This is a genomic window from Stenotrophomonas sp. 05L413 (genome assembly GCF_056397945.1).
This window is the reverse complement of sequence record NZ_JBFTOL010000003.1, coordinates 100,675-122,116: the sequence shown is the minus strand read 5'-3', so window position 1 is coordinate 122,116 and position 21,442 is coordinate 100,675. Positions and strand designations below refer to the sequence as shown.

Here is a 21,442-nt window from a genome sequence, read left to right as displayed (position 1 = left end):
TTTACATGACGCGTCGCAATACTGAACAGGCGTGTCGTCCAGGCTGAAACGGCACGGGCACCCGCAGGTGCCCGTGATGGTGCGTCACACAGCCATGTCAGGCGCGCGGCGAGAGCAGGTCGGAAAGGCCGATCGTCCTGTACATCTCGGTGCGCATCCGGTCGGCTACACCATTGACCACTTCGGCACCGTCCTGCGACGGATCCACATGCACGCGGAACGGGCGCTTGCCATGCGGCAGGCCGACCACACGCACGATCTCGCGCGCGACCTGCTCGGGGTCGGCATCGGCCGGCTCCAGGCTGGCCAGGCCCTGCAGTGCCTGCTGGGCAACGCCGGCATACGGACCGTTCTCGTATTCGGCGGCGATGTCGGCATCCTCCGGCGTGCCCGAATGCGCGAAATGATTGGTGCCCTGGGTGAACGCGCCCGGCACCATGATCGTGGTCTCGATGCCCCAGCGCGCCAGTTCGGTTGAGTAGGCCACCGCCAACGCATCCATCGCGGCCTTCGCAGCGAAGTAGGGCGCGAGAAATGGCGGTGTGCCCCCGCGGGTGGAGGACGATCCGACCCACAGCAGCAGACCCCTGCCGCGCCCGCGCATGAAGGGCAGCGCAGCACGGTTGACCCGCTGCGTACCCAGCACGTTGACGTCGTACTGTTGCATCAGTTGCTCAGGCGTGAACGCCTCGGCCGGTCCAAACACCATGTGCCCGGCGTTGTGGATGATCACATCGAGCGTGCCCGCCTCGGCGAGTACCTGTGCAATGGCAGCGTTGCTGGAAGCCTCGGACTGCACGTCCAGTTCAACGGTGCGCAGGTCGGCGCGCTGCTGGGCGGCCCACGCGGCGATCTCGGCAACGCGTGCGGCATTGCGTCCGCCGATGTCGCGCATCGAGGCGTAGACGGTGTGACCGGCCTGGGCCAGGGCTTTGGCGCTCATCAGGCCGAAGCCGGAGGACGCGCCGGTGACAAGGATAGTGTGCGGCATGGGAATCTCCAGGTTGAAAAGGGGGCGGCGAGGGAGAAGGACAACTAGGGAGTGAGAGGGCGCGTGCTGTCGCGCAGGCGGCGGTAGAGCACGCGACCGGCATCCAGGTGGGGGGTGAAATCGAAGCCCTGGGCCAGCATCGCGTCCATGTCCTGCGCGGGAATCTGCATGACGTAGCTGTGGTCGTTGGCGACCAGTTCGAACGCCTCCGGGCCGAGCGACGCAGCGCTGAACCATTTGCCGGCATCGGCATGTCCGCTGCGCAGTACCTGGCCGCGGTAATGCAGTTCCCAGCCGCCATCCAGCAATACCCAGACGTCATCGCGGCCCTCGGCGGTAACGTTGCCGAGGATGGGGGCGCCGGCGCTCACCTCCCATTCCCGCGAATGGTCGATCACGTGGCGCAGCTGCGCGGTGGTCAACGCGGTGAAGAACGGGGTGTTGCGAAGCAGGTGCAGATAGGTGATGGACGGCTTCATGGCGGGGTGTGGCGAGGGCGTGCGCGCTTCGCACGACGCCGTCATGACGGTCGCGCAGAGCAGGGGCAGCAGCACGGCCAGGTGGCGGGGCGACATCCGGGCGACCTCAGGCCACGCCGCCGTTGGCGCGCAGGATCTGGCCATTGACCCAGCCGCCGTCCGGCCCGGCGAGGAAGGCAACCACGCCGGCGATATCGTCCGGCTGGCCGAGGCGTTCCAACGGCGGCATCCGCGCGAAGGTGTTGATCTGCTCTTCGGTCTTGCCGTCGAGGAACAGTGCGGTCGCGACCGGGCCCGGGGCCACCGCGTTGACGGTGATCGCGCGGCCGCGCAGCTCCTTGGCGAACACGTGGGTGAACGCTTCCACCGCGGCCTTGGTGCCGTTGTAGATCGCATAGCCCGGCAGATTCAGGGCCAGCGTGGTGCTGGACAGATTGATGATGCGGCCGCCGTCGTTGAGGCGCGTTGCCGCTTCGCGCAGGGTGTTGAACACGCCCTGGGTGTTGATCGCGAAGTTCTGCAGATACAGCGCGTCGCTGGTCTGCGCCAGCGGGGCGGTCTTGAGGATGCCGGCGTTGTTGACCAGCACATCGATGCGGCCCAGCTGCTGTTCAACCGTGGTGAACATCGCGCCGACCTGATCGGCCTGGGAGACATCGGCCTGGATCGCGATGGCGGACGCACCGCCGCGGGTCAACTCGGCGACGAGCGCATCGGCCTCGGCGGTGTTGAAGGCGTAGTTGAGGGCGACGGCGAAGCCATCGGCAGCCAGGCGCCGGGCGATGGCGGCGCCTATGCCGCGGGAGGCGCCGGTGATCAGGGCGACGCGGGAGGAGGTGGACATGGTGGGGCTTCCTTCAGTGGTGGGCACGGAAGGAAGGATGGATCATTCGGCGGCAGGGATAATCCTGCTAAAGTTGCGATCACAATTCCAATTGCTTTAACAATGGGTGGGTCATGGACCGCTTCCAGGAGATGCAGGTGTTCGTCCGGATCGCCGAACGCCAGAGCTTCACCCTGGCGGCCGAGGATCTGCAGATTCCGCGCGCCACGGTGACCAACCTGATCAAGCGGCTGGAGCAGCGCATCGGCGTGCGCCTGCTGGAACGGACCACTCGTCAGGTGCGCATGACCCATGACGGCGAGGCTTACTACCATCGCTGCGTGCGGTTGCTGACCGATCTGGAAGAAACCGAAAGCGCCTTCCGCGATGCCCCGCCCAAGGGGCTGCTGCGGGTCAATCTGCAGGGCACGCTGGCCCGGTACGTGGTGATGCCGGCCATGGGCGAATTCCTTGCACGCTATCCCGGCATCACCCTGCACGTGGGCGAGGACGACCGCTTGGTGGACTTGGTCCGCGAGGGCGTGGACTGCGTGCTGCGCGCGGGCGTTCTGCAGGATTCGTCGTTGATCGGCCGGCAGGTCGCGCTGCTGGAGCAGGTCACCGTGGCCAGCCCCGCGTATCTGGCGCGCGAGGGTGTGCCGACCCGCCTGGACGATCTCGCGCAGCACTACGCGGTTGATTACGGCCCCGGCGGCGCGCACTCGGCCGGCTTGGATTTCCTGCTTGATGGCGACGTGGTGGAGCGGCAGCTGCAGTCGCGCATCTCGGTGACGGGCGCTGACCTGTACACCGGCGCGGCGCTCTCGGGGCTGGGCTTGATCCAGGTGCCGCGCTATCGCATTGCGCAGGCGCTTGCCGAGGATCAGCTGCGCATCGTGCTCGCGGATCACCCGCCACCGCCGATGCCGGTGTCCGTGCTGTATCCGCAGAACCGGCAACTGTCCGCCCGCGTGCGGGTGTTCGCGCAATGGCTGGCCGCGTTGTTCGAACGCGCTGCGGGCACCGCAGCATCCCCCTGACAGCAGATCGTCATGCCACCGCCGCCGCGAACTATTCGCGCAGCCAGCATCGGTCGGAGGAGGCGACAACGCCCTGTCACGCGTTGTCGCTTTCGTGATGCACTGCGCTGGGCGGTACGGGACCGGTCTGCGATAGTCGAGATATATCCATTACGCGCGTTGGATTGATGCTCCATCCACAAGAGTTGTCCGCGGCGCAGATCAGCCAGGTGCTGGGTGAGGTGTTCGGCGTGCATGCCACGACGGTGCTGCAGCGCGCCGGTGGTGCGGATGCAGGCGCGACGGTGTACCAGGTGGCGGGCCCGGACGGCGCGGGCTGGTGGCTCAAGTGCCGCCGCTATGCCGTGGACCCGGTCGTGTGGGAGGTGCTGCACCACCTGCGCGACCGCGTCGGCCTGCGCGAAGTGATCGCACCGCTGCCCACGCGCGATGGGGCGGCGGCAGCGAGCTGGGCGGGTTTGCAGTGGACCCTGTTCCCGTATGTCGACGCGTTCTCCGGTTTCGAGGAAGCGCTCTCGCGTGCGCATTGGCAGCGGCTCGGGCGCGTCCTGCGCCAGGTCCACGACGTGCCGCTTCCGGCCGAGCTGTCCGATCGCCTGCGTTGCCCTGGCTTCGACGACGACACCGCCGTGGAGCGGGTGGGCGCGTGGCTGCAGCGGGCCGACGCACGGATACCGGTGCGCGATGCACTGGGTGAGGAGTACCTGGCGCTGTGGTGCCGCCACCGCCAGCGTATCGAGGCGATCTGGCAGCGCTGCCGCGAGCTGCGTGCGCGTATCGGTGAGGGACGCACTTCCCGCGTGCTGTGCCACGCTGATCTGCACGCGGGCAATGTGCTGGTCGGGCCGGAGGACGGTGTCTATCTGATCGACTGGGACGAGATGGTGCTGGCGCCGCGCGAACGCGATCTGATGTTCGTCGGCGCCGGCATCGGTGGTCGTTGGGGGCGCGAGCAGCCGCCGGGATTCGCGGAAGGCTACGGGCCGGTCACGGTGGATCCGCTGCGGGTTGCCTACCACCGCCACTGGCGGATCCTGCAGGACCTGCAGGAGTTCCATGATCTGCTGCTCGAGCCCGGCGCCACCGCGCGCCCACCTGCACAGCGACGCCAGGCGCTGCGCTACATGGCCGAGCAGTTCGCGCCCGGCAACGTGGCCGATTGTGCGACCCGTGCGTGGCAGGCCGCGCAGGGCTGAGGCTGCAGCCCAGCGAATGTCCGTACGCAGGCTGCCGCGGATCTGACCGCACCCGTCGCGTGCTGACCGAGCCGACCTTCTATCGCTCCCGCGCATCACCCCATGCGCGGGTCTATTCCCCCGGCTTGGCGGCCGCCGTGACTGCCTGCGACTTCGCCCGGCGTGCCAGTACCGCTTCGCGGTGGGCGATGTAGGCATTCGCGCCGAGGATGATGCCGGCGCCGATCACGGTCCAGCGGTCCAGCGTTTCGTTGAACAGCAGCCAGCCCAGCAGGYTCACCAGCGGCAGCTGCATGAAGCTGATCGGGGTCAGCGCGGAGACCTCGCCCAGGCGCAGCGCACGGGTCCACAGCAGCTGGCCCAGCGTACCGAGTACGCCGGTCGCGACCAGCCAGACCCACGCCAGGCCGGTCGGCCAGACCCACACGAACAGTGCCGGTACCAGCGACAGCGGCACCCAGAACACATAGGTGTAGAACACCACCGTATCGGCGCTGTCCACGCGGGTGAGCTGCTTGATCTGGATCGCCACCAGCGAGCTCAGTACCGCGGCGCCCACGGCCACCAGGGTGCCGGGGGTGAAGGTGGTCGAGCCCGGGCGCACGATGATCAGCACGCCGATGAAGCCGATGATCACCGCCGCCCAGCGGCGCATGCGCACGGTCTCCCCCAGCCACAGCACCGCGGCGATGGTGACGAACAGCGGCGTGGAGTAGGAGAGCGAGATCGCCTGGGAGATCGGCAGGTGCCCGATCGCCCAGAACGCGCACAGCATCGAGGCCAGCCCGATCGCACTGCGCAGGAAGTAGCGCGGCAGCTGCTGGGTCTTCAGCGGTGCGCTGCCCGGGCGGATCAGCATCGGCAGCAGCGCCAGCAGGCCGAAGGCGTTGCGGAAGAACGCCACTTCCTGGGTCGGCACGTAGCGGGTGGCGTAGCGGATCGCAATCGCCATCAGGCCAAAGGCCAAGGTACTGCCGAGCATCAGCAGGGCGGCCCGCAGCGGCGTGGCCACCGGTAACGCGGGGGCGGGGTTCACCACTGTGCGCCGATCAGCCTGGGCTCCGGTTCGATCGGCACGCCGAACTTCTCCACGACCGAGGCGGAGATCCGCCGCGCCAGTGCGAGCAGTTCTTCACCGGTGGCCTGGCCATGGTTGACCAGCACCAGTGCATGGCTCGGCGCCACGCCGGCATCGCCATCGCGGTAGCCCTTCCAGCCGCAGCTCTCGATCATCCAGGCGGCGGAAATCTTGCGGCGGCTGTCGTCGTCGGCCGGGAACACCGGCAGCTCGGGGAAGTGCTGCAGCAGCACCTCCACCTGTTCCAGCGGCAGGATCGGGTTCTTGAAGAAGCTGCCCGCATTGCCGAGCACGTCCGGATCGGGCAGCTTGCGGCGGCGGATGTTGATCACCGCGTTGGCCACATCGGCGGCCACCGGCAGTTCCACGCCCATCGCCTCCATTTCCTCGGCGATCCCGGCATAGCCCAGGCGCAGGCCATGCAGCAGCGGCAGACGCAGTTCGATCGCGGTGATCAGGTAACGGTCCGGGTCGTGCTTGAAGATGCTGTCGCGGTAAGCGAACTGGCAGCCTTCCGCATCAAGGCGCACCCAGTCGTTTTCGTGTCGGTCCCAGGCATCCACGGCCTGGATGAACTCGCCGACCTGCGCGCCATAGGCGCCGATGTTCTGGATCGGCGAGGCGCCGGCGGTGCCCGGGATCAAGGCCAGGTTCTCCAGCCCGGACAGCCCGTTCTGCAACGACCACATGACCAGCCCATGCCAGTTCACGCCGGCACCGGCGCGCACGATGGTGTGGTCGGCGCGGTGCTCCAGAATCTCGATGCCGCGGTTGGCGAACACCAGTACGGTGCCTTCCACGTTGTCGGCGATCAATACATTGCTGCCGCTGCCCAGCACCAGCAGCGGTTGTTCGGCGACGCGCGGGATGGCAAGTACCTCCGGCAGCACGGAAGGATCGAACACCTCCAGCAGCTGCGCAGCGGTGGCGTCGACGTGGAACGTGTTGAGCGCCTTCAGCGAGGCGTTTTCAGTGATGGCCCAGGCAGTCATGGCGTCGTTCACAGCGGTGCCACCGCGCCGCGGCTGGGCGCCTCTCTGCGGCGGCGGATCGCTTCCACGCACTCGTGCACCAGTTCCGGACCACGGAAGATCAGGCCGCTGTAGCATTGCACCAGCGCGGCGCCGGCCGCCATTTTGGCGACCGCATCCGCGCCGGATTGAATGCCGCCCACGCCGATCAGCGGCATCGACTCGGGCAGGCGCGCACGCAGGCGGCGCAGCACCAGGGTCGACTGGCCCAGCAGCGGCGCACCGGACAGGCCGCCGGCTTCGTTCGCACGCGGGTCACCGGCCACCGCACTACGGTCGATGGTGGTGTTGGTGGCGATCACGCCGTCCACCTTGAGTTCGCCGAGCACGCGCGCGGCGGCGTCGATATCGCGGTCGCTCAGATCCGGGGCGACCTTGACCAGCATCGGTACGCGCTTGCCATGGTTGGCCGCCAGGCTTTCCTGGCTGTCGCGCAGCTGCGAGATCAGCTGGCGCAGCGCGGTCTCTTCCTGCAGCTCGCGCAGGCCGGCCGTGTTCGGCGAAGAGATGTTGACGGTGATGTAGTCGGCCAGCGGATACACCTTCTGCAGGCAGTGCTGATAATCGTCGAACGCCTGCTCGTTGGGGGTGTCCTTGTTCTTGCCGATGTTGATGCCCAGCAGACCGGTGCGGCGCTTGGCGCGCTCGACATTGCGAACCAGCGCATCCACGCCCAGGTTGTTGAAGCCCATGCGGTTGATGATGGCCTGGTGCTCCGGCAGCCGGAACAGGCGCGGCTTCGGGTTGCCCGCCTGCGGGCGCGGGGTGATCGTGCCGATCTCCACGAAGCCGAAGCCCAGGGCCAGCAGCGCATCGATGTGCTCGCCGTTCTTGTCCAGGCCGGCGGCCAGGCCCACCGGATTCGGGAAACTCACTCCGAACGCGTTGGTCGGCAGCGGGTCGATGCGGCGGCCCATCAGCGGCGTGGTGCCGGTGCGATAGGCCAGGTCCAGCGCGCTCAGGCCAAGGCCGTGGGCGCGTTCTGCATCAAGGGCGAACAGGAAGGGGCGGGCAAACGAGTACATGGCGTTCAATCAGTCCAGCGTGCCGACAAAGGCACGGGTTTGGTATTCAAAAGCGATCTGGCCGTCCACCGCATGGGCGTCGAACAGCTGTTGCAGCGCGGCCAGCATCGGCGCGTGGCGCGGGTGACCGGCCTGCGGTGCATACGAGGAGGACAGCAGGCGGCCACGCAGGCCATCCAGGTCCATGCGCTGCACGTTTGGCAGCCGGGCCATGCCGCGCAGGCCCTCGCCGAACCACGCACGCATGGTGTCATCGTCCTGGTAGCGCTCGGCCACCTCGGTGTAGTCGGTGCCGAACTCGAGCAGCAATTGCTCATAGCCGATCAGGAACGGGGAGGCATCGAGCAGGCGCGAATTCCAGAACACCAGCGCCATGCCTTCGGGCTGCAGGATGCGCGCCCATTCGCGGCGCACTGCAGTGGTATCGAACCAGTGGAAGGCCTGCGCTGCGGCGACCAGACCCACGCTGTTGTCGGCCAGGCCGGTCGCTTCGGCGGTGCCGTCGGCCACCTTCAGGCGCAGATAATCCGGCGCCAGCAGTTGCTCGGCGGCGTCGCGCATCGCCGCATTCGGCTCCACTGCGATGACCGGGTGGCCAGCGGCCAGGAACAGCCGGGTGGAAATGCCGGTGCCGGCGCCGATATCGGCGACCAGGGTCTCGGTGGGAACACCGATGTCCTGGTGCAGCCAGTCCAGCAACGCCGGAGGATAGTCGGGACGGTAGCGGACGTAGTCGGCAACCCGACTGCTGAAGCGTTCGGTCGAATCCGAGCGGCTCATGTGCACCTCACGATTGGGTAGCGGCAAACCAGGCCAGTCCGCCGAAGAACAACAGCACCACCACCAGCGCGAGCAGGCTGCCGATCACGATGATCCAGCCCAGGATCAGGCCGGCCAAGGCCATGCCGTCGCCTTCCAGCTCCAGCGGGCGGCGCCGGATCTCGGCGCGGGCCAGGTGGCCGGTGATGATCGCCGCGATGCTGCCGATGAAGGGCAGGGCGGTCCAGCCGAGGATGCCCATGATCAGGCTGACCACGGCCATGGCACTGGTTTGTCGGGGCGGAAGGCTCATGCAGGTCCTGGTCGCGGTGGGGTGGTTCGATGATAGGGCCAGCGGCGGGTTTATCCCATCAGGACCTGGCCACCATCCACATTCAAGGTATGCCCGGTGATCCAGCCCGCCAGCGGCGAGCACAGGAACAGCGCGGCGTTGGCGATGGCCGCCGGCTCGCCGAAGCGGCCAAACGGGATCTTCGCCAGGGTGTTTCGATACAGCTCCGGGTCCTGCTCGCGCCGACGCGCCCACAGCCCATCCTCGAACTCGATCGAGCCGGGGGCGATGGCGTTCACGCGGATCCGCTGTGGCGCCAGGGCCAGGGCCTGCGAAGTGGTGTAGTGCATCAGCGCGGCCTTGGCCGCCGCATACGGCGCGCCACCCGGGCGCGGCTGCTGGGCAGCGATCGAGGCCAGGTTGAGAATGCAGGCATCACTGGACTGCTGCAGCCAAGGCAGGGCCAGCCGCGAGGCACGCACGGCCGCCATCAGGTCGACGTTCAAGCTGGCTTCCCAGCCCGCCTCATCGTCGGTCATGCCGTAGCCGGTCGCGTTGTTGACCAGCACGTCGACGCCGCCCAAGGCCTGAGCAGCATCGGCCAGCCAGCGGCCGATGTCGCCCAGCTGGGAGAGGTCGGCCGTGGCCGTATGCACGGCCAGGCCGAGCGCGCCGGCATCCGCACGCAGCGCGGCCAGACCGGCCTCACCGCGTGCGCAGACCGAAACGCGGGCGCCTGCCGATGCAAACGCCAGCGCCATCGCGCGCCCGATGCCCTTGCTGCCACCGGCAATCAGCACCCGGCGCCCGGTGAACTCCAGGCGTGGGCCGGCGGGCAGGTGGGGCGCGGGGTCCATCACAGGTCGAACTTGATGCCCTGGGCCAGCGGCAGCGAATCGGAGTAGTTGATGGTGTTGGTCTGGCGGCGCATATAGACCTTCCAGGCATCCGAGCCGGACTCACGGCCACCGCCGGTGTCCTTCTCGCCACCGAACGCACCGCCGATCTCCGCACCGGAGGTGCCGATGTTGATGTTGGCGATGCCGCAATCCGAACCGGCTGCCGACAGGAAGCGCTCGGCGGTCTTCAGGTTGGTGGTGAAGATCGAGGACGACAGGCCCTGCGGCACGCCGTTCTGCATGTCGATCGCTTCGTCCAGCGTGCTGTACTTCATCACGTACAGGATCGGGGCGAAGGTCTCGTGCTGGACGACCTCATCGCTGTTCTTCAGGCCTGTCACGATGGCCGGCAGCACGAAGTTGCCGGCGCGGTCGAGGCGGGTGCCACCGGTCTGCACGGTGCCGCCGCTGGCCTTGGCCTTCTCGATCGAGGCCAGGAACTGCTGCACGGCGCCGTCGCTGTTGAGCGGGCCCATCAGGTTGGCCGGGTCGGTCGGATCGCCGATCTTGCCTTCCACCTGCTTGTACGCCTTGATCAGCGTGGCCAGCACGTCGTCATGGATGGATTCGTGCACGATCAGGCGGCGCGTGGTGGTGCAGCGCTGGCCGGCGGTACCGACGGCGCCGAACACGATGCCCGGGATCGCCAGCTTCAGATCAGCGGTTTCATCCAGAATGATCGCGTTGTTGCCGCCCAGCTCAAGCAGGCAGCGGCCCAGGCGGTGGGCGACCTTTTCGGCGACCTGGCGGCCGACCTGGGTGGAGCCGGTGAAGCTGATCAGCGGCACGCGCTTGTCGGCCACCATCTTCTGCGACAGTTCGGTGCCGGCATCGTTGATCAGGAAGAACAAGTCCGGGAACCCACCGTCACGCAGCGCTTCATTGCAGATGCGCATGGAGGCGATCGCGGTCAGCGGCGTCTTGTTGGACGGCTTCCACAGGCAGATGTCGCCGCAGATCGTGGCCAGGAACGAGTTCCAGGCCCACACCGCGACCGGGAAGTTGAACGCACTGATGATGCCGACCAGGCCGAGCGGCTGGTACTGCTCGTACATGCGGTGGCCCGGGCGCTCGGAATGCATCGTGTAGCCATAGAGCATGCGACTCTGGCCCACGGCGAAATCGGCGATGTCGATCATCTCCTGCACTTCGCCATCGCCCTCGGGCTTGCTCTTGCCCATCTCCAGCGCGACCAGCGAGCCCAAGGCATCCTTGTTGGCGCGCAGGGCTTCGCCACACAGGCGCACGGCTTCGCCACGGCGCGGGGCCGGGGTGGTGCGCCAGACCTTGAAGGCTTCCTCGGCGCGGGCCACGATGGTTTCGTAGTCGGCGTCGGTGGTCGCGTAGACCTGGGCGATGGCTTCGCCGGTGGTCGGGTTCACCGGGGTGATCACACCGGCATCGGTGGCCGAGGACCACTCGCCGTTGCCAAGGTAGGTGCCAGCGTTGGTCGCGTCGAGGCCGAGGGCCTTGAGCAGGTCAGAGGACATGCAAACTCCTGTTGCGTTGCGTTTGTAAGGCGCTGGCCGCTGGCAGGGTGGGGGGGCGGCAAGCTGAACCCCGAATGGTAACAGAGGGGGGCGATGCCTCATCTGGCGGTGCAGCGCAAGGATCGGCAGACGCCCATGGCGGCAGGAACCCGCGCGGCCGGCGATGGCGCCAAAGCATCCGATGCTGGTGACCCCGGCCCGATTCGAACGGGCGACCTTCCCCTTAGGAGGGGGACGCTCTATCCAGCTGAGCTACGGGGCCAAAACGGCCTGCAAGGATACAGGCAAACAGGCCCCCCTGCAGCCGGGCGTGCATCCACACGCGTGTTTCCCGCTCAGACGAGGCGGGCGTTGGGGGTTCTCATCCTCCGGTGGCCGCAGCGGTCTGCGCCAGCGGAGGGTACGCCGGCTACGGTGCTTTTGGGCGCTCGTAATCCTGGGGTCTGGCAGTGTGTTCCGCCTCCGGCATGTCCTTGTCCTTCCAGCGGGCGTCATCGTTCCTCAGCGTGTCCGGCGTGTGGCTTTTCTGCTGGTCATCTTCTTTGGTAGCCGGTGCTCGCGGTGCAGTGGTCATGACATCTCCTCGTTGATCAGCGATCCAGCGTCTGTTTGCCGGCCGTACCGTGCTGGCCGAAGTCTGGCTGGGTAATGCCGTCGTCCTCGCGCACGCCGTCCGGCTCACCTTCACCGGCTTTGCCTCCCTTGCCGTGGCCGTGCTGGTTGTAGCCCTCGTTCTCGGTCTTCAGGTGCTCCGCATCCGGATCTTTCGCGTCCTTGTCGTCCTCAGGCGGCTTGGCCGCCACGAACGGAGAGATCGGGTCACTGGCCGGGAAGGTCTCTTCCAGCGCTTCGTCGTGGTTCTCCGAGGTGCGCTTCTTGTCGACCGTGCCTTCGGCCGGTGGGCAGGTGTGCGTGGCGTGGGCGTCTTCGGTGGAGGCGGGCGGGGTCTTGTCGTGCTGCATGGCGTGTCTCCTGCGCGAACGGGTAGGGCGGTGATGCCTCGACGCTAGCCCTGGCGCTGTTACGAAGCGGCAGGGATCCCGTGAAGGGCGGGTGCTCCCACCGGCTTCACTTCGGACTTCCTATCGTCCAGACCTCGCCACACGGAGGCTGCCGCGATGCATGAGATGTTCGAGCTGGGAATGGAATGGTGGGAGTTCGTGGTCCGCGCGGTTGCGGTGTATGTGGTGGTCCTGCTGCTGACCCGTATGAGCGGCAAGCGCTCGATGGGGCAGTCCACGCCGTTCGACATCCTGGTGATCGTGCTGCTGGGCACGGCGGTGCAGAACTCGCTGATCGGTGAGGACACTTCGCTGCCCGGCGGGCTCATCCTGGCCGCGACGCTGATCGGTCTGAACTGGTTCGTCGGCTTTCTGGGTGCGCGCAGCAAGCGCCTCAACGAGATCGTGGAGGGCGTGCCGGTGGTGCTGGCGCGGCACGGTACGATCTACTGGGAGCAGGTGAAGCGCTGCAATGTCAGCCCGGCGGATCTGGAAGTGGCGATGCGCGCCAACGGCTGCGAGGGCTTCGGGCAGGTGGAGCTGGCGGTGCTGGAAACCTCCGGCGAGATCACGGTGCACAAGCGCCGCGCCGCCGGCGATGACTGAGCGGGCGCGTTCGCCGGTCACTCCCGCCCTCGCTGGATGTTGACGGTGTGCCGCGTAGCGTCGTGCGCAGTCCCACAACAGGAACACGCGCGATGCACATGCCACTGCACAGTGAAACGACGGCCCGATGCGATGAGGTGATCGCCCAGGTGCCGGACCCGACCCCGGAACCCGTGCCGCCCGCGCCGCCAGTGGAAGAACCGGGCCGTGGTGATCCGCCTGCGCAGGAGCCGCCGCAGGAGATCCCACCGGAGGGCGACCCGGCACCTGCATCGCCGCCGCAGGAACTGCCGCCGGATCCGGAGGCGCCTTCGGCGCCCTCGGTGGAGTAGGCGAACCACGCATGAGGCGCTGGCCGCGCCCGCAGAATGAATGATTCAGTCCTCATGCCCTGCGGAGCGCATGCGCTCCAGCCTCTGCAGTGCGACGCGTTCACCCGGATAGACACGCCGCACACGGCGCGGTCACGACGCTGCCACGCCGTACCACGTACCACAGAGGTACTTGGACACGGAGTTTGCTATGCGCGCACTGACTTACCACGGCAGCAAGGATGTACGGGTCGATACCGTGCCCGATCCCGCACTCGCTGCCCCGGACGACATCATCCTGCGCGTCACCGCCACGGCGATCTGCGGCTCGGACCTGCATCTGTACCGCGGCAAGATCCCGGATCTGCACACCGGTGACGTGCTCGGCCATGAGTTCATGGGCGTGGTGGAGGAGGTGGGCGCTGGCGTGATGGATCTGCGCCCGGGCGACCGCGTGGTGATTCCGTTCGTGATTGCGTGCGGCGAATGCTTCCACTGTCGCCTGGCCGAGTTTGCTGCCTGCGAGACCACCAATACCGGCAAGGGCGCCGCCGTGAACCAGAAGGGCATCCGCCCGCCGGCGGCGCTGTTCGGGTACAGCCATCTCTATGGCGGTGTATCGGGTGGGCAAGCGGAGTTCGTGCGTGTGCCGAAGGCCAATGTGGGGCCGTTGCGCATTCCCGATGCGCTCGCCGATGAGCAGGTGCTGTTCCTCTCCGACATCCTGCCGACCGGCTACCAGGCGGCGATCAATGCAGGGGTGAAGCCGGGCTCCACGGTGGCGATCTTCGGTGCCGGCCCGGTCGGGCTGATGAGTGCGGCATGTTGCCGCCTGCTGGGCGCGGAGACCATCTTCATGGTCGACCATCTTCCGTATCGCCTGGCCTTCGCGCAGCAGACCTACGGCGTGACCCCGATCGATTTCACCCAGGTGGAGGATCCGGCGGAATACATCATCACCCAGACCAACGGCCGCGGCGTGGATGCCACGATCGAAGCGGTCGGCTTCGAGGCGGAGGGCAGTGCGCTGGAATCGGCGCTGACCACGCTCAAGGTGGAAGGCAGCAGCGGCGTGGCGATCCGCCAGTGCATCGCCGCGACCCGTCGCGGCGGCACGGTGAGCATCCCGGGTGTGTATGCCGGTTTCATCCACGGCTTCCTGCTCGGCGATGCATTCGACAAGGGCCTCACCTTCAAGATGGGCCAGACCCACGTGCAGAAGCTGATGCCGGAGCTGCTCGACCATATCGGCGAAGGCCGGCTGGATCCGGGCGTGATCGTGACGCACCGGCTGTCGCTGGAAGACGCGGTGCGTGGCTATGAGATCTTCGACCGCAAAGAGGAGGATTGCCGCAAGGTGATCCTGACGCCCTGACATGAATGCCGTGGCTTCTCTTGTACCGCCGGCGGCACCGCAGCCGGTGACCGATGGCGATGACCTGCAGGCGCAGGCGCGTGCGTGGATCGAACACCAACCCTCGTTGTCGCGCCCCGGCAGTGGGGACACGTTGCTGCGCTGGCAGGCGTTGGCGCATATCGCCGCGCGCGATCTCTGCCTGGCCAAGGTGTTGGAAGCGCATTACGACGCGCAGGCGATCCTGGAAGAACTCGGCGCCTCGATGCCGGACCGCGATCGGCTGGGCGCCGTATGGGCGGCCGAAGGGCCGGCGGCGACCCTGCGCTTTGATCGGGCCACCGGCACGCTGTCCGGTGACAAGCCATGGTGCTCTGGTGCAGGCTGGGTTGACCATGCCCTGGTGACGGTGCGCGATGATGGGCGCTCGCGGCTGTTCCTGGTACCGGTGCGCCGCGCCAGCGTGAGTTTCCTGCCACAGACGTGGCAGGCCACGGGCATGGGGCGGGTGCCGAGCGGGACAGCCCGTTTCGACCAGGTGCCGGCCGTCGAGGTTGGCGCGGCGGACGCCTATCTGCAGCGTCCGGGGTTCTGGCATGGCGGCGCAGGCATCGCGGCGTGCTGGTTCGGCGGCGCGAGCGCGTTGGCTGAGCCCTTGCTGCATAGCGCGCGGGCCGATGAACCGGGCACGACGGCCGGCCTGCTCGGTGAGATCGACCTGGCGTTGTCGCCGTGCGCCTCCCTGTTGCGTGAGCTGGCCGCGTTGATCGATGCGCAGCCCGAGCTGCCGCATCAGCGGGAGATCGTGCGGGCGCGCAGCGCGGTGGAGCGCGCCGCCTCCCTCACGCTGGATCGGGTGGGCAGGGCGCTGGGGCCTGGTCCGATGTGCATGGACCCGGCGCACGCCCGGCGCTGGGCCGACCTGACGGTGTTCATCCGGCAGAGTCATGCCGACCGCGACTGGCAGCATCTTGGCAACCTGATGCACCGCGAGGGCCGCACGTGGACGCTGTGAATCGTCAGATCGAAGGCGGCGGCGTGACCGAAGCGCAGTGGGCGGCATCGCCGTGGTTGCAGGCGCTGCCGCTGGCGTCCCTTGCGGCGCTGTTCGGCGATGCGCGGCGGCTGGTGGTGGTGTCGCCGCATCCGGACGATGAAGTGTTGGCATGCGGCGGCCTGATGGCGCTTGCGCACCACGCCGGCTTGGCCATCACGGTGATCTCGGTGACGGACGGCGAAGCCTGCTATCCCGATCAACCTGCGTGGTCGCCCGAGCGGCTGCGCGTGGCCCGTGCCGCTGAGCTGGACGACGCGCTGCGCTGCCTGGGCTTGGCGAGTGCAGCGCGGATCGCCTGGCACATCGGCGATGGCGCGGTGACGGCCAGCGAGGCATGGATCGGCGAGCAGCTGGCGGCCCTGCTGCAGCCGGATGATCTGGTGTTGGCACCGTGGCGCTTGGATGGGCATCCGGACCATGAAGCGGTCGCGCGTGCCTGCGTGCAGGCCTGCACCGCGCGCGGCGCCGCGTTGAAGGAATACCCGGTGTGGGGCTGGCATTGGCTGGACCCGCAGGCGGCACCGACGGCCTGGGCGCCCGCCACGCGCTATGCGCTGGAGGACGACCTGCTGGGCTGCAAGCGCGATGCCATCCAGCAATTCGTGACCCAGACCGGCGCGGTGCCGGGGCTCGAGTGCGAGCCCATCCTGCCTGCCGCTGTGCTGCGGCGGTTTGAACGGAACTACGAGGTATTGATTGGATGAGCGATGTCGCCTACTTCAACGCGCTGTACGAGAACGAGGATCCCTTCCAGTACCGCACCCGCTGGTACGAACAGCGCAAGCGCGCGCTCACCCTTGCAAGCCTGCCGCGCGAGCGCTTTGGCCGTGGCTGGGAGCTGGGCTGCTCCAACGGGGTGCTGACCGCGGCCTTGGCCGAGCGCTGCGACCACCTGCTCGCCACCGATCTGAGCGAAGGCGCTGTCGTCTCGGCGCAGGCGATGACCCGGCGCCACGCGCACGTTTCCATCGAGCAGGCACGTCATCCTCAGGACTGGCCAGCAGGCACGTTCGATCTGATCGTGCTCGGTGAAATGGGCTACTACCTCTCACAAGACGACATGCGTCAGGTGGCGGCGCAGGTGGTTCAATCGCTCACGCCGCAGGGCGTGGTGATCGCCTGCCATTGGCGCGTGCCGTTCGAGCAGGCGCGTTGCAGCGCTGCGTTCGTGCACGCGCAGTTTGATGACAGCCTGCCCCGCCTGTTCTCGTATCGTGACGAGGACATGCTGCTGGAAGGCTGGTCGGCCGAGACCACCTCGGTGGCCGAACACGAGGGCCTGCGATGATTGCCGTGACCGTTCCCGCGCACAACGAGGAACAATTGATCGCGGCCTGCCTGCAGTCGCTGCAGGTGGCCGCGTTGCATCCCGCGCTGCGTGGCGAGCCGGTGGTGATCGTGGTCGCCCTTGATCGCTGCAGTGACGCGACCGAGTGGATCTGCCAGCGCATGGGGGTGGAGGTGGTGACTGTGGAGGCGGGCTGTGTCGGCGTCGCGCGCGCGGCGGCGAGTGAGCGCGCGTTGGCACTGGGGGCTCGCTGGATCGGCTGCACCGACGCGGACAGCGCGGTGCCGCCGGACTGGCTGGCGCGCCAGCTGCAATGCGGTGCGAATGCCTTCTGTGGCGTGGTGGCGGTGGGCGATTGGCTGGACTACCCGCAGGCCGTGCGCGAGCAGTTCCTGCAGCGCGAGCATGCGGTGGATGGGCACCCGCACGTACACGGCGCGAACATGGGCTTCAGCGCGTTGGCCTACCGGCAAGCCGGCGGCTTCGCGCCGCTGGCAACCGGTGAGGACGTTGCGCTGATCCAGGCCATGTACGGCGCTGGCATGCAGGTGGCGCGGCTGGCCAGCCCCCGGGTGATCACCAGCGCACGCCGGCACGCGCGTGCACCGCACGGGTTCAGTGACTTCCTGCGCCGCCTGGAACAGCGCGTTGGCTTGGCGGCAGATGAGGTGGTGAGCGACGTGCCGCCGCTGTCACTGCTGGCGCGCTGATGGCCCCCATCGATCTGCTCGGCTGGGCGGCGACCGCCGTGCTGATCGCCACGCTGTGGCGGCAGATCTGGAAGCAGTGGACCGCCGAGGATGCGCAGGCGGTATCGACGTGGTTGTTCGTTGGCCAGATCACTGCCTCGGTATTGTTCATTGCGTACAGCGCGGCGACCGGATCGATCGTTTTCGTGGTGACCAATTCGCTGATTTTGCTCACGGCGATCGCCGGGCAATGGCTGTCCTGGATCAAGCGCAGACGGGCGGGGAAGTAACACGTATTTCGCGCCTCGACGACGCGCCGTGCACATCTGCCGCGCAGTGCGTTGAGCTCGCTGAACACTCGCATTTCAGTGTCACGCCGACTTCATGGCCAATGCGGAAAAGTCGACTCACCCCGACAACAACACACGGGTCAAACCGGACCAACAGGAGTACATCGCAGTGAATACCGAATCGAAGACCGCGCATAACTTGAACGACCTGATCGAAATCGCCCGCGATGGCCAGGAGTTCTACACCGAGGCCGCAGGCAAGGTCGAAGATGCCGAGTTGGCGGCGCTCTTCACCCGTATCGCCGGTGTCAAGAATGAGATCGTCCGCTCGCTGAGCGCCACCGTTGTCGCCGCTGGCGGCAAGCCGGCCGACCATGGCACCTTCGTCGGTTCCATGCAGCAGTTCTACGGCAAGGTGCGCGCCACCCTGGGCGACAAGCAGTACGGCTACGTGGCCGAGCTGGAGGAATCCGAGGATCGCCTGCTGAAGGCGTTCAAGGACACCCTGACCGACGCCGACACCTCGCCGGCCGCGCGCCAGGAAGTCCAGCGTCTGCTGCCGCAGGTGCAGGAGTGCCATGCCGTCATGCGCGACCGCAAGCACGCCATGAAGCACTGAGTTCCAGTCGCTTCCTGAAGCGGTATCCAGACAGCCCCGGCACTGCCGGGGCTGTTTGTTTGTGTCCGGCAGGCGGGGTGGCGGCCAAGGTCCAGACGGCGCCGAACGGTAGTGGGGGAATTGGTGCATACTCGGGACAAAGAGCCGCTTGGATTTGTCATGGAACACATGCGTTGGCTGACGCTTCGTCTCAGCAACAATCAATCCATCGGCCCGAAGGTGCTGATGGACCTGTGGGCCAACGCGTGCGAGACCAATCAGTCCTCGGTGACCCGCGAAACGCTGCCCGGGAAATCGACCTCCTACGCCCTACACGCACCGACCTCGCTGGCCTACCCCAAGCGCGCGGAGCTGCGCATGCGCAAGCTGCTGGAAGAGGCTGGATACACGTTCACGCTCGGCTCGCTTGCCGACCGCCCGGCACCGCAGCCGGTGCGCTTCCGCTGACGCCGTTCACCGGCGGCGCATTCATTCATTCTTGAACCAGGGCGCCGCAACCGCGCGTTCAGTCGACGCGGTCGGCGGCCACGCTGCGGACCATGATCCGGACCGGCATGCCGGCGGCATGCTGCAGTGATTCCAGCGGGGCCCAGCCCAGCCGACGATACAGGCCGCCATCATCGGCTTCGGTCTGCAGGTAGAGATCGCGTACGCCAAGCGCGCGACCGCGCACCAGCAATTCTTCGATGACTTTCTCGGCCAGGCCGCGCCCGCGGTGCGCCGGATGGACATAGACGCCGCCCAGCCAGTGCAATCGTTCGGGCCGCTCGGTCCGCTCATGGAACTTGAGCTGCGCTGCGGCGACCGGCACCGCGTCATCCAGCGCGATCAGCAGCAGGGGCAACTCGTCGTCCTGCAGGAACACTTCCAGCCGCTGCTGCTGATCGAGCAGGGTCAGGTCCGGCACGTGGCGTCCCCATTGCTGGAAGTACCACTCGGCCAGGATGGGCAGCAGGTCGGGGCGGTCACTGAGGGGAACGATGGTGCAGGCCACGGTGAACGCTCCATGTTGGACGGGTCGGCTGCCATGGTACGCGGATGCGCGGGCGTTTCGCCGCCGCTTGCAGCGGCCTTCACCCTGCGCGCAGACTATCGCCATGCACGCCAGCGCCTGCCATCTGCGGTGTTACGGAACGTCCAGCGATGTGGACCGGCATGACTTTGCGCAATGGGTGCTGCCGCTGCGCGGCGATCTGGATGTCGAGGTCGATGCGTTTGGCGGCCGCCTGGATGTGCTGCAGGGGGCCTTCGTGGCGCCCGGCGAGGGACATGCGCAGACCGGCGATGGCGATCATCTGATGTTGATCGTCGATTGCCCGGCGGGGGTGATCGATGACCACACCCTGGAGCACCTGCGCCGCCAGCGTTGGCTGGCACTGCCGAAGGGAGTGCGCCAGCGCCTGGCCGGTGCGCCCGCACACGGCAGTGAGGGTCTGCTCGCGACCCTGCTGCAGCAGTACGCGCCCGCTGGCAGCGCGGCACGCCTGCATGCCCTGTGCACCCGGCTCTCGGCCAACCCCGGCGCGGACTGGAACGTAGCCCGCATGGCCGCGCTGGTTGGCATCAGCGGCAGCCGCCTGCACGCGGCCTTCGTACAGGAATTCGGGGTGCCTCCCCAAGCGTGGCTGAGTGCCTGCCGGTTACGCTGGGCCAAGCATCGGCTGCTCACCAGCACCGACAGCATCGCCACGATCGCGCTGGATGCCGGCTATTCCGAGCACAGTGCGCTGACCCGTGCCCTGCGCCGGGAGACCGGGCTGACCCCGCAGGCCTTCCGGCGGCAGTAGCCTCGGTCAAGACGTCGCGGTGCGCGGCTTCTACACTGCGCGGCCGATGCATACCGCGTGAGCTGCAATGAAACGATCGATGGGAGTGGGCATCGCCAACGGCATTGCCGCCGGCGCGCTGTGGGGCGTGGTGTTCCTGGCCCCGGCGGTGCTGCACAGCTTCAACGCGGTACAGCTCTCGGCCGGCCGTTATCTGGTCTACGGCCTGATTGCCGTCGTTCTGCTCGCGCCGCGCTGGCGGCAGCTCAAGGACCGGCTGGCGTGGCCCGAGTGGCGTGGTCTGCTGTGGCTGAGCCTGGCCGGCAACCTGGTCTACTTCCTGCTGCTGGCCAATGCCGTGCAGTGGGCCGGTGGTGCGGCCGCCTCGCTGATCGTGGGATTGATGCCGGTGGTGGTGACCCTGGCTGGCGTGCGCGAGGAAGGCGCCGTCCCGCTGCGACGCCTGGCTCCGGCGCTGCTGTTGTGCCTGCTCGGTGTGGCGCTGGTGGGCTATGAAGCCTTGATGGCCGAACATGCGCAGGGCTCGGCCGGGCGCCGGTTGCTGGGGCTGCTGTGCGCAGTCGGGGCGTTGTTGTCCTGGGCGGTGTATTCGATCGGCAACAGCCGCTGGCTGGCGCGCCGGCCGGATCTGTCCGGGCATGACTGGTCGCTGCTGACCGGCATCACCACCGGCGGGCTTGCCCTGGTGCTGGTGCCCAGTGCGTTCCTGACCAGCGCGACGGTCCATCCGCCAGGCGAGTGGCTGAACTTCTGGCTGATCAGCGCGGGCGTGGCGGTGGTCGCCTCGGTGCTCGGCAATGCCTGCTGGAACCGCGCCAGCCGCCACCTGCCACTGACCCTCACCGGGCAGATGATCGTCTTCGAGACCCTGTTCGCCCTGCTGTACGGCTTTGCCTGGCAGCAGCGCTGGCCGACGCCGATGGAAACGGTCGCCATCGTCTGCCTGGTCTCGGGCGTGCTGATGTGCGCGCACGCGCATCGCCCACCGGCGGCGGTGGCGGAGCATGTGGGATAGGGAAGGCCTTGCCGCGGCTTGATGGTCACAATCGCAACTTGTTGGCCGACGATGGCAGCGGTTTACGTGCCACCATCTTTTGCAGCGCAGCACTTGACAAGCAGGGCGGCGGCGTAGTTTTCTTGATCCATGGTCATCACCGCCGCCCACGCCTACCTGCTCGTTCCCGCCTCCGCGGGCGCCCTGGCCGTGTCGACCGGTACCACCATCATTACCACCGCCACCACTCGCCCGGTGCGGCCCGTCGTCTTCGCGTAATTTCCGAAAACCACGGCCCCGCACCCAGATCAGGTGGCGGGGGAAACTCTCAAACCTGATGTGA

General features: G+C 67.5%; 28 protein-coding genes and 1 tRNA gene. 15 read left to right on the top strand and 14 right to left on the bottom strand.

The features are described 5' to 3' along the window. Positions 1 to 97: 97 nt before the first annotated feature. From AC1DIQ_RS07210 to AC1DIQ_RS07200, 3 genes are read right to left on the bottom strand one after another with little or no spacing between them, the layout of a single operon-like run. Positions 98 to 991 (bottom strand): SDR family oxidoreductase, encoded by an 894-nt coding sequence (locus AC1DIQ_RS07210; RefSeq protein WP_121036618.1) that lies wholly within the window; start codon positions 989 to 991, stop codon positions 98 to 100. A gap of 44 nt (positions 992 to 1,035) precedes the next feature. Further along, entirely contained in the window at positions 1,036 to 1,566 is a 531-nt protein-coding gene (locus tag AC1DIQ_RS07205) for a hypothetical protein (RefSeq protein WP_220668885.1), read from the bottom strand. A gap of 10 nt (positions 1,567 to 1,576) precedes the next feature. Continuing rightward, positions 1,577 to 2,314 carry an SDR family oxidoreductase gene (locus AC1DIQ_RS07200; protein WP_478049744.1) on the bottom strand — a complete coding sequence of 246 codons (738 nt, stop codon included), beginning with the start codon at positions 2,312 to 2,314 and terminating at the stop codon, positions 1,577 to 1,579. A gap of 113 nt (positions 2,315 to 2,427) precedes the next feature. Between AC1DIQ_RS07200 and AC1DIQ_RS07195 the strand changes: the two genes are divergently transcribed. Further along, the gene (locus tag AC1DIQ_RS07195) at positions 2,428 to 3,333 is read left to right on the top strand and encodes a LysR family transcriptional regulator (RefSeq protein ID WP_121036620.1); all 906 of its coding nucleotides are present in this window, start codon (positions 2,428 to 2,430) and stop codon (positions 3,331 to 3,333) included. 167 nt (positions 3,334 to 3,500) lie between these two features. Beyond that, positions 3,501 to 4,529 (top strand): phosphotransferase enzyme family protein, encoded by a 1,029-nt coding sequence (locus AC1DIQ_RS07190; RefSeq protein WP_478049743.1) that lies wholly within the window; start codon positions 3,501 to 3,503, stop codon positions 4,527 to 4,529. A gap of 112 nt (positions 4,530 to 4,641) precedes the next feature. Here the strand turns inward: AC1DIQ_RS07190 and AC1DIQ_RS07185 are convergent, their stop codons facing one another. The 10 genes from AC1DIQ_RS07185 to AC1DIQ_RS07140 all read right to left on the bottom strand — a co-directional run bounded on the left by AC1DIQ_RS07185 (position 4,642) and on the right by AC1DIQ_RS07140 (position 12,065). Continuing rightward, positions 4,642 to 5,529 carry a DMT family transporter gene (locus tag AC1DIQ_RS07185; protein ID WP_478049906.1) on the bottom strand — a complete coding sequence of 296 codons (888 nt, stop codon included), beginning with the start codon at positions 5,527 to 5,529 and terminating at the stop codon, positions 4,642 to 4,644. A gap of 32 nt (positions 5,530 to 5,561) precedes the next feature. After that, positions 5,562 to 6,611 (bottom strand): UDP-N-acetylmuramate dehydrogenase, encoded by a 1,050-nt coding sequence (gene murB, locus AC1DIQ_RS07180; RefSeq protein WP_478049742.1) that lies wholly within the window; start codon positions 6,609 to 6,611, stop codon positions 5,562 to 5,564. Further along, positions 6,608 to 7,663, bottom strand: a complete 1,056-nt coding sequence (locus AC1DIQ_RS07175) for a quinone-dependent dihydroorotate dehydrogenase (RefSeq protein WP_478049741.1) — start codon at positions 7,661 to 7,663, stop codon at positions 6,608 to 6,610. Before AC1DIQ_RS07175 ends, murB begins: the two co-directional genes overlap by 4 nt. Positions 7,664 to 7,672: 9 nt before the next feature. After that, on the bottom strand, positions 7,673 to 8,443 hold the full coding sequence (locus AC1DIQ_RS07170; RefSeq protein WP_121036623.1) for a class I SAM-dependent methyltransferase: 771 nt from the start codon (positions 8,441 to 8,443) through the stop codon (positions 7,673 to 7,675). A gap of 7 nt (positions 8,444 to 8,450) precedes the next feature. Then, the gene (locus AC1DIQ_RS07165; protein WP_121036624.1) at positions 8,451 to 8,735 is read right to left on the bottom strand and encodes a DUF4190 domain-containing protein; all 285 of its coding nucleotides are present in this window, start codon (positions 8,733 to 8,735) and stop codon (positions 8,451 to 8,453) included. Positions 8,736 to 8,785: 50 nt separating this feature from the next. Next, positions 8,786 to 9,571: an SDR family NAD(P)-dependent oxidoreductase gene (locus AC1DIQ_RS07160; RefSeq protein ID WP_282258916.1), complete on the bottom strand. Its 786-nt coding sequence runs from the start codon at positions 9,569 to 9,571 to the stop codon at positions 8,786 to 8,788. Next, a complete protein-coding gene (gene amaB, locus AC1DIQ_RS07155) occupies positions 9,571 to 11,103 on the bottom strand; it encodes an L-piperidine-6-carboxylate dehydrogenase (protein ID WP_478049740.1) in 1,533 nt (510 codons plus the stop codon). The genes AC1DIQ_RS07160 and amaB overlap by 1 nt, the downstream gene beginning before the upstream one ends. Positions 11,104 to 11,288: 185 nt before the next feature. Next, positions 11,289 to 11,365: transfer RNA gene (locus tag AC1DIQ_RS07150), tRNA-Arg, on the bottom strand. A gap of 147 nt (positions 11,366 to 11,512) precedes the next feature. Then, entirely contained in the window at positions 11,513 to 11,677 is a 165-nt protein-coding gene (locus tag AC1DIQ_RS07145) for a hypothetical protein (RefSeq protein ID WP_183073613.1), read from the bottom strand. A 16-nt stretch (positions 11,678 to 11,693) separates the two neighbouring features. Then, positions 11,694 to 12,065: a hypothetical protein gene (locus tag AC1DIQ_RS07140; RefSeq protein WP_478049739.1), complete on the bottom strand. Its 372-nt coding sequence runs from the start codon at positions 12,063 to 12,065 to the stop codon at positions 11,694 to 11,696. Between the two features lie 156 nt (positions 12,066 to 12,221). Between AC1DIQ_RS07140 and AC1DIQ_RS07135 the strand changes: the two genes are divergently transcribed. From AC1DIQ_RS07135 to AC1DIQ_RS07090, 10 genes are all read left to right on the top strand, one after another. Further along, positions 12,222 to 12,710 (top strand): DUF421 domain-containing protein, encoded by a 489-nt coding sequence (locus AC1DIQ_RS07135; RefSeq protein ID WP_478049738.1) that lies wholly within the window; start codon positions 12,222 to 12,224, stop codon positions 12,708 to 12,710. A gap of 92 nt (positions 12,711 to 12,802) precedes the next feature. Then, complete coding sequence (locus tag AC1DIQ_RS07130) at positions 12,803 to 13,042, top strand: hypothetical protein (protein ID WP_152150632.1); 240 nt, start codon at positions 12,803 to 12,805, stop codon at positions 13,040 to 13,042. A gap of 190 nt (positions 13,043 to 13,232) precedes the next feature. Further along, the gene (locus tag AC1DIQ_RS07125) at positions 13,233 to 14,396 is read left to right on the top strand and encodes a zinc-dependent alcohol dehydrogenase (RefSeq protein ID WP_019183026.1); all 1,164 of its coding nucleotides are present in this window, start codon (positions 13,233 to 13,235) and stop codon (positions 14,394 to 14,396) included. A 1-nt stretch (position 14,397) separates the two neighbouring features. Further along, positions 14,398 to 15,390 carry an acyl-CoA dehydrogenase middle domain-containing protein gene (locus AC1DIQ_RS07120; RefSeq protein ID WP_152150634.1) on the top strand — a complete coding sequence of 331 codons (993 nt, stop codon included), beginning with the start codon at positions 14,398 to 14,400 and terminating at the stop codon, positions 15,388 to 15,390. Then, positions 15,387 to 16,136 (top strand): PIG-L deacetylase family protein, encoded by a 750-nt coding sequence (locus tag AC1DIQ_RS07115; RefSeq protein ID WP_478049737.1) that lies wholly within the window; start codon positions 15,387 to 15,389, stop codon positions 16,134 to 16,136. The genes AC1DIQ_RS07120 and AC1DIQ_RS07115 overlap by 4 nt, the downstream gene beginning before the upstream one ends. Further along, on the top strand, positions 16,133 to 16,720 hold the full coding sequence (locus AC1DIQ_RS07110; RefSeq protein WP_478049736.1) for a class I SAM-dependent DNA methyltransferase: 588 nt from the start codon (positions 16,133 to 16,135) through the stop codon (positions 16,718 to 16,720). The genes AC1DIQ_RS07115 and AC1DIQ_RS07110 overlap by 4 nt, the downstream gene beginning before the upstream one ends. Next, positions 16,717 to 17,430, top strand: coding sequence for a glycosyltransferase family 2 protein (locus AC1DIQ_RS07105; RefSeq protein WP_152150638.1), 714 nt, complete (start codon positions 16,717 to 16,719; stop codon positions 17,428 to 17,430). Before AC1DIQ_RS07110 ends, AC1DIQ_RS07105 begins: the two co-directional genes overlap by 4 nt. Beyond that, positions 17,430 to 17,699 carry a PQ-loop domain-containing transporter gene (locus tag AC1DIQ_RS07100; RefSeq protein WP_121036634.1) on the top strand — a complete coding sequence of 90 codons (270 nt, stop codon included), beginning with the start codon at positions 17,430 to 17,432 and terminating at the stop codon, positions 17,697 to 17,699. The genes AC1DIQ_RS07105 and AC1DIQ_RS07100 overlap by 1 nt, the downstream gene beginning before the upstream one ends. A gap of 169 nt (positions 17,700 to 17,868) precedes the next feature. Continuing rightward, a complete protein-coding gene (locus AC1DIQ_RS07095; protein ID WP_019183020.1) occupies positions 17,869 to 18,318 on the top strand; it encodes a PA2169 family four-helix-bundle protein in 450 nt (149 codons plus the stop codon). Positions 18,319 to 18,477: 159 nt separating this feature from the next. Continuing rightward, the gene (locus AC1DIQ_RS07090; protein WP_046272599.1) at positions 18,478 to 18,765 is read left to right on the top strand and encodes a hypothetical protein; all 288 of its coding nucleotides are present in this window, start codon (positions 18,478 to 18,480) and stop codon (positions 18,763 to 18,765) included. A gap of 58 nt (positions 18,766 to 18,823) precedes the next feature. Here AC1DIQ_RS07090 and AC1DIQ_RS07085 read toward each other — a convergent pair whose 3' ends face one another. Then, the gene (locus tag AC1DIQ_RS07085; protein ID WP_152150645.1) at positions 18,824 to 19,312 is read right to left on the bottom strand and encodes a GNAT family N-acetyltransferase; all 489 of its coding nucleotides are present in this window, start codon (positions 19,310 to 19,312) and stop codon (positions 18,824 to 18,826) included. 103 nt (positions 19,313 to 19,415) lie between these two features. Between AC1DIQ_RS07085 and AC1DIQ_RS07080 the strand changes: the two genes are divergently transcribed. From AC1DIQ_RS07080 to AC1DIQ_RS07070, 3 genes are all read left to right on the top strand, one after another. Beyond that, the gene (locus AC1DIQ_RS07080; protein ID WP_121036636.1) at positions 19,416 to 20,105 is read left to right on the top strand and encodes a helix-turn-helix domain-containing protein; all 690 of its coding nucleotides are present in this window, start codon (positions 19,416 to 19,418) and stop codon (positions 20,103 to 20,105) included. Between the two features lie 67 nt (positions 20,106 to 20,172). Further along, positions 20,173 to 21,120 carry a DMT family transporter gene (locus AC1DIQ_RS07075; protein ID WP_121036637.1) on the top strand — a complete coding sequence of 316 codons (948 nt, stop codon included), beginning with the start codon at positions 20,173 to 20,175 and terminating at the stop codon, positions 21,118 to 21,120. A 129-nt stretch (positions 21,121 to 21,249) separates the two neighbouring features. Continuing rightward, positions 21,250 to 21,378 (top strand): hypothetical protein, encoded by a 129-nt coding sequence (locus tag AC1DIQ_RS07070; protein ID WP_264298032.1) that lies wholly within the window; start codon positions 21,250 to 21,252, stop codon positions 21,376 to 21,378. Positions 21,379 to 21,442: the final 64 nt, after the last annotated feature.

What these genes read in the sequence shown, in the direction of transcription:
- AC1DIQ_RS07210 (WP_121036618.1), bottom strand. Translation starts at nt 991, where the DNA reads ATGCCGCACACTATCCTTGTCACCGGCGCGTCCTCCGGCTTCGGCCTG.
- AC1DIQ_RS07205 (WP_220668885.1), bottom strand. Translation starts at nt 1,566, where the DNA reads ATGTCGCCCCGCCACCTGGCCGTGCTGCTGCCCCTGCTCTGCGCGACC.
- AC1DIQ_RS07200 (WP_478049744.1), bottom strand. Translation starts at nt 2,314, where the DNA reads ATGTCCACCTCCTCCCGCGTCGCCCTGATCACCGGCGCCTCCCGCGGC.
- AC1DIQ_RS07195 (WP_121036620.1), top strand. Translation starts at nt 2,428, where the DNA reads ATGGACCGCTTCCAGGAGATGCAGGTGTTCGTCCGGATCGCCGAACGC.
- AC1DIQ_RS07190 (WP_478049743.1), top strand. Translation starts at nt 3,501, where the DNA reads ATGCTCCATCCACAAGAGTTGTCCGCGGCGCAGATCAGCCAGGTGCTG.
- AC1DIQ_RS07175 (WP_478049741.1), bottom strand. Translation starts at nt 7,663, where the DNA reads ATGTACTCGTTTGCCCGCCCCTTCCTGTTCGCCCTTGATGCAGAACGC.
- AC1DIQ_RS07170 (WP_121036623.1), bottom strand. Translation starts at nt 8,443, where the DNA reads ATGAGCCGCTCGGATTCGACCGAACGCTTCAGCAGTCGGGTTGCCGAC.
- AC1DIQ_RS07165 (WP_121036624.1), bottom strand. Translation starts at nt 8,735, where the DNA reads ATGAGCCTTCCGCCCCGACAAACCAGTGCCATGGCCGTGGTCAGCCTG.
- AC1DIQ_RS07160 (WP_282258916.1), bottom strand. Translation starts at nt 9,571, where the DNA reads ATGGACCCCGCGCCCCACCTGCCCGCCGGCCCACGCCTGGAGTTCACC.
- amaB (WP_478049740.1), bottom strand. Translation starts at nt 11,103, where the DNA reads ATGTCCTCTGACCTGCTCAAGGCCCTCGGCCTCGACGCGACCAACGCT.
- AC1DIQ_RS07145 (WP_183073613.1), bottom strand. Translation starts at nt 11,677, where the DNA reads ATGACCACTGCACCGCGAGCACCGGCTACCAAAGAAGATGACCAGCAG.
- AC1DIQ_RS07140 (WP_478049739.1), bottom strand. Translation starts at nt 12,065, where the DNA reads ATGCAGCACGACAAGACCCCGCCCGCCTCCACCGAAGACGCCCACGCC.
- AC1DIQ_RS07135 (WP_478049738.1), top strand. Translation starts at nt 12,222, where the DNA reads ATGCATGAGATGTTCGAGCTGGGAATGGAATGGTGGGAGTTCGTGGTC.
- AC1DIQ_RS07130 (WP_152150632.1), top strand. Translation starts at nt 12,803, where the DNA reads ATGCACATGCCACTGCACAGTGAAACGACGGCCCGATGCGATGAGGTG.
- AC1DIQ_RS07125 (WP_019183026.1), top strand. Translation starts at nt 13,233, where the DNA reads ATGCGCGCACTGACTTACCACGGCAGCAAGGATGTACGGGTCGATACC.
- AC1DIQ_RS07120 (WP_152150634.1), top strand. Translation starts at nt 14,398, where the DNA reads ATGAATGCCGTGGCTTCTCTTGTACCGCCGGCGGCACCGCAGCCGGTG.
- AC1DIQ_RS07110 (WP_478049736.1), top strand. Translation starts at nt 16,133, where the DNA reads ATGAGCGATGTCGCCTACTTCAACGCGCTGTACGAGAACGAGGATCCC.
- AC1DIQ_RS07105 (WP_152150638.1), top strand. Translation starts at nt 16,717, where the DNA reads ATGATTGCCGTGACCGTTCCCGCGCACAACGAGGAACAATTGATCGCG.
- AC1DIQ_RS07100 (WP_121036634.1), top strand. Translation starts at nt 17,430, where the DNA reads ATGGCCCCCATCGATCTGCTCGGCTGGGCGGCGACCGCCGTGCTGATC.
- AC1DIQ_RS07090 (WP_046272599.1), top strand. Translation starts at nt 18,478, where the DNA reads ATGGAACACATGCGTTGGCTGACGCTTCGTCTCAGCAACAATCAATCC.
- AC1DIQ_RS07080 (WP_121036636.1), top strand. Translation starts at nt 19,416, where the DNA reads ATGCACGCCAGCGCCTGCCATCTGCGGTGTTACGGAACGTCCAGCGAT.
- AC1DIQ_RS07075 (WP_121036637.1), top strand. Translation starts at nt 20,173, where the DNA reads ATGAAACGATCGATGGGAGTGGGCATCGCCAACGGCATTGCCGCCGGC.
- AC1DIQ_RS07070 (WP_264298032.1), top strand. Translation starts at nt 21,250, where the DNA reads ATGGTCATCACCGCCGCCCACGCCTACCTGCTCGTTCCCGCCTCCGCG.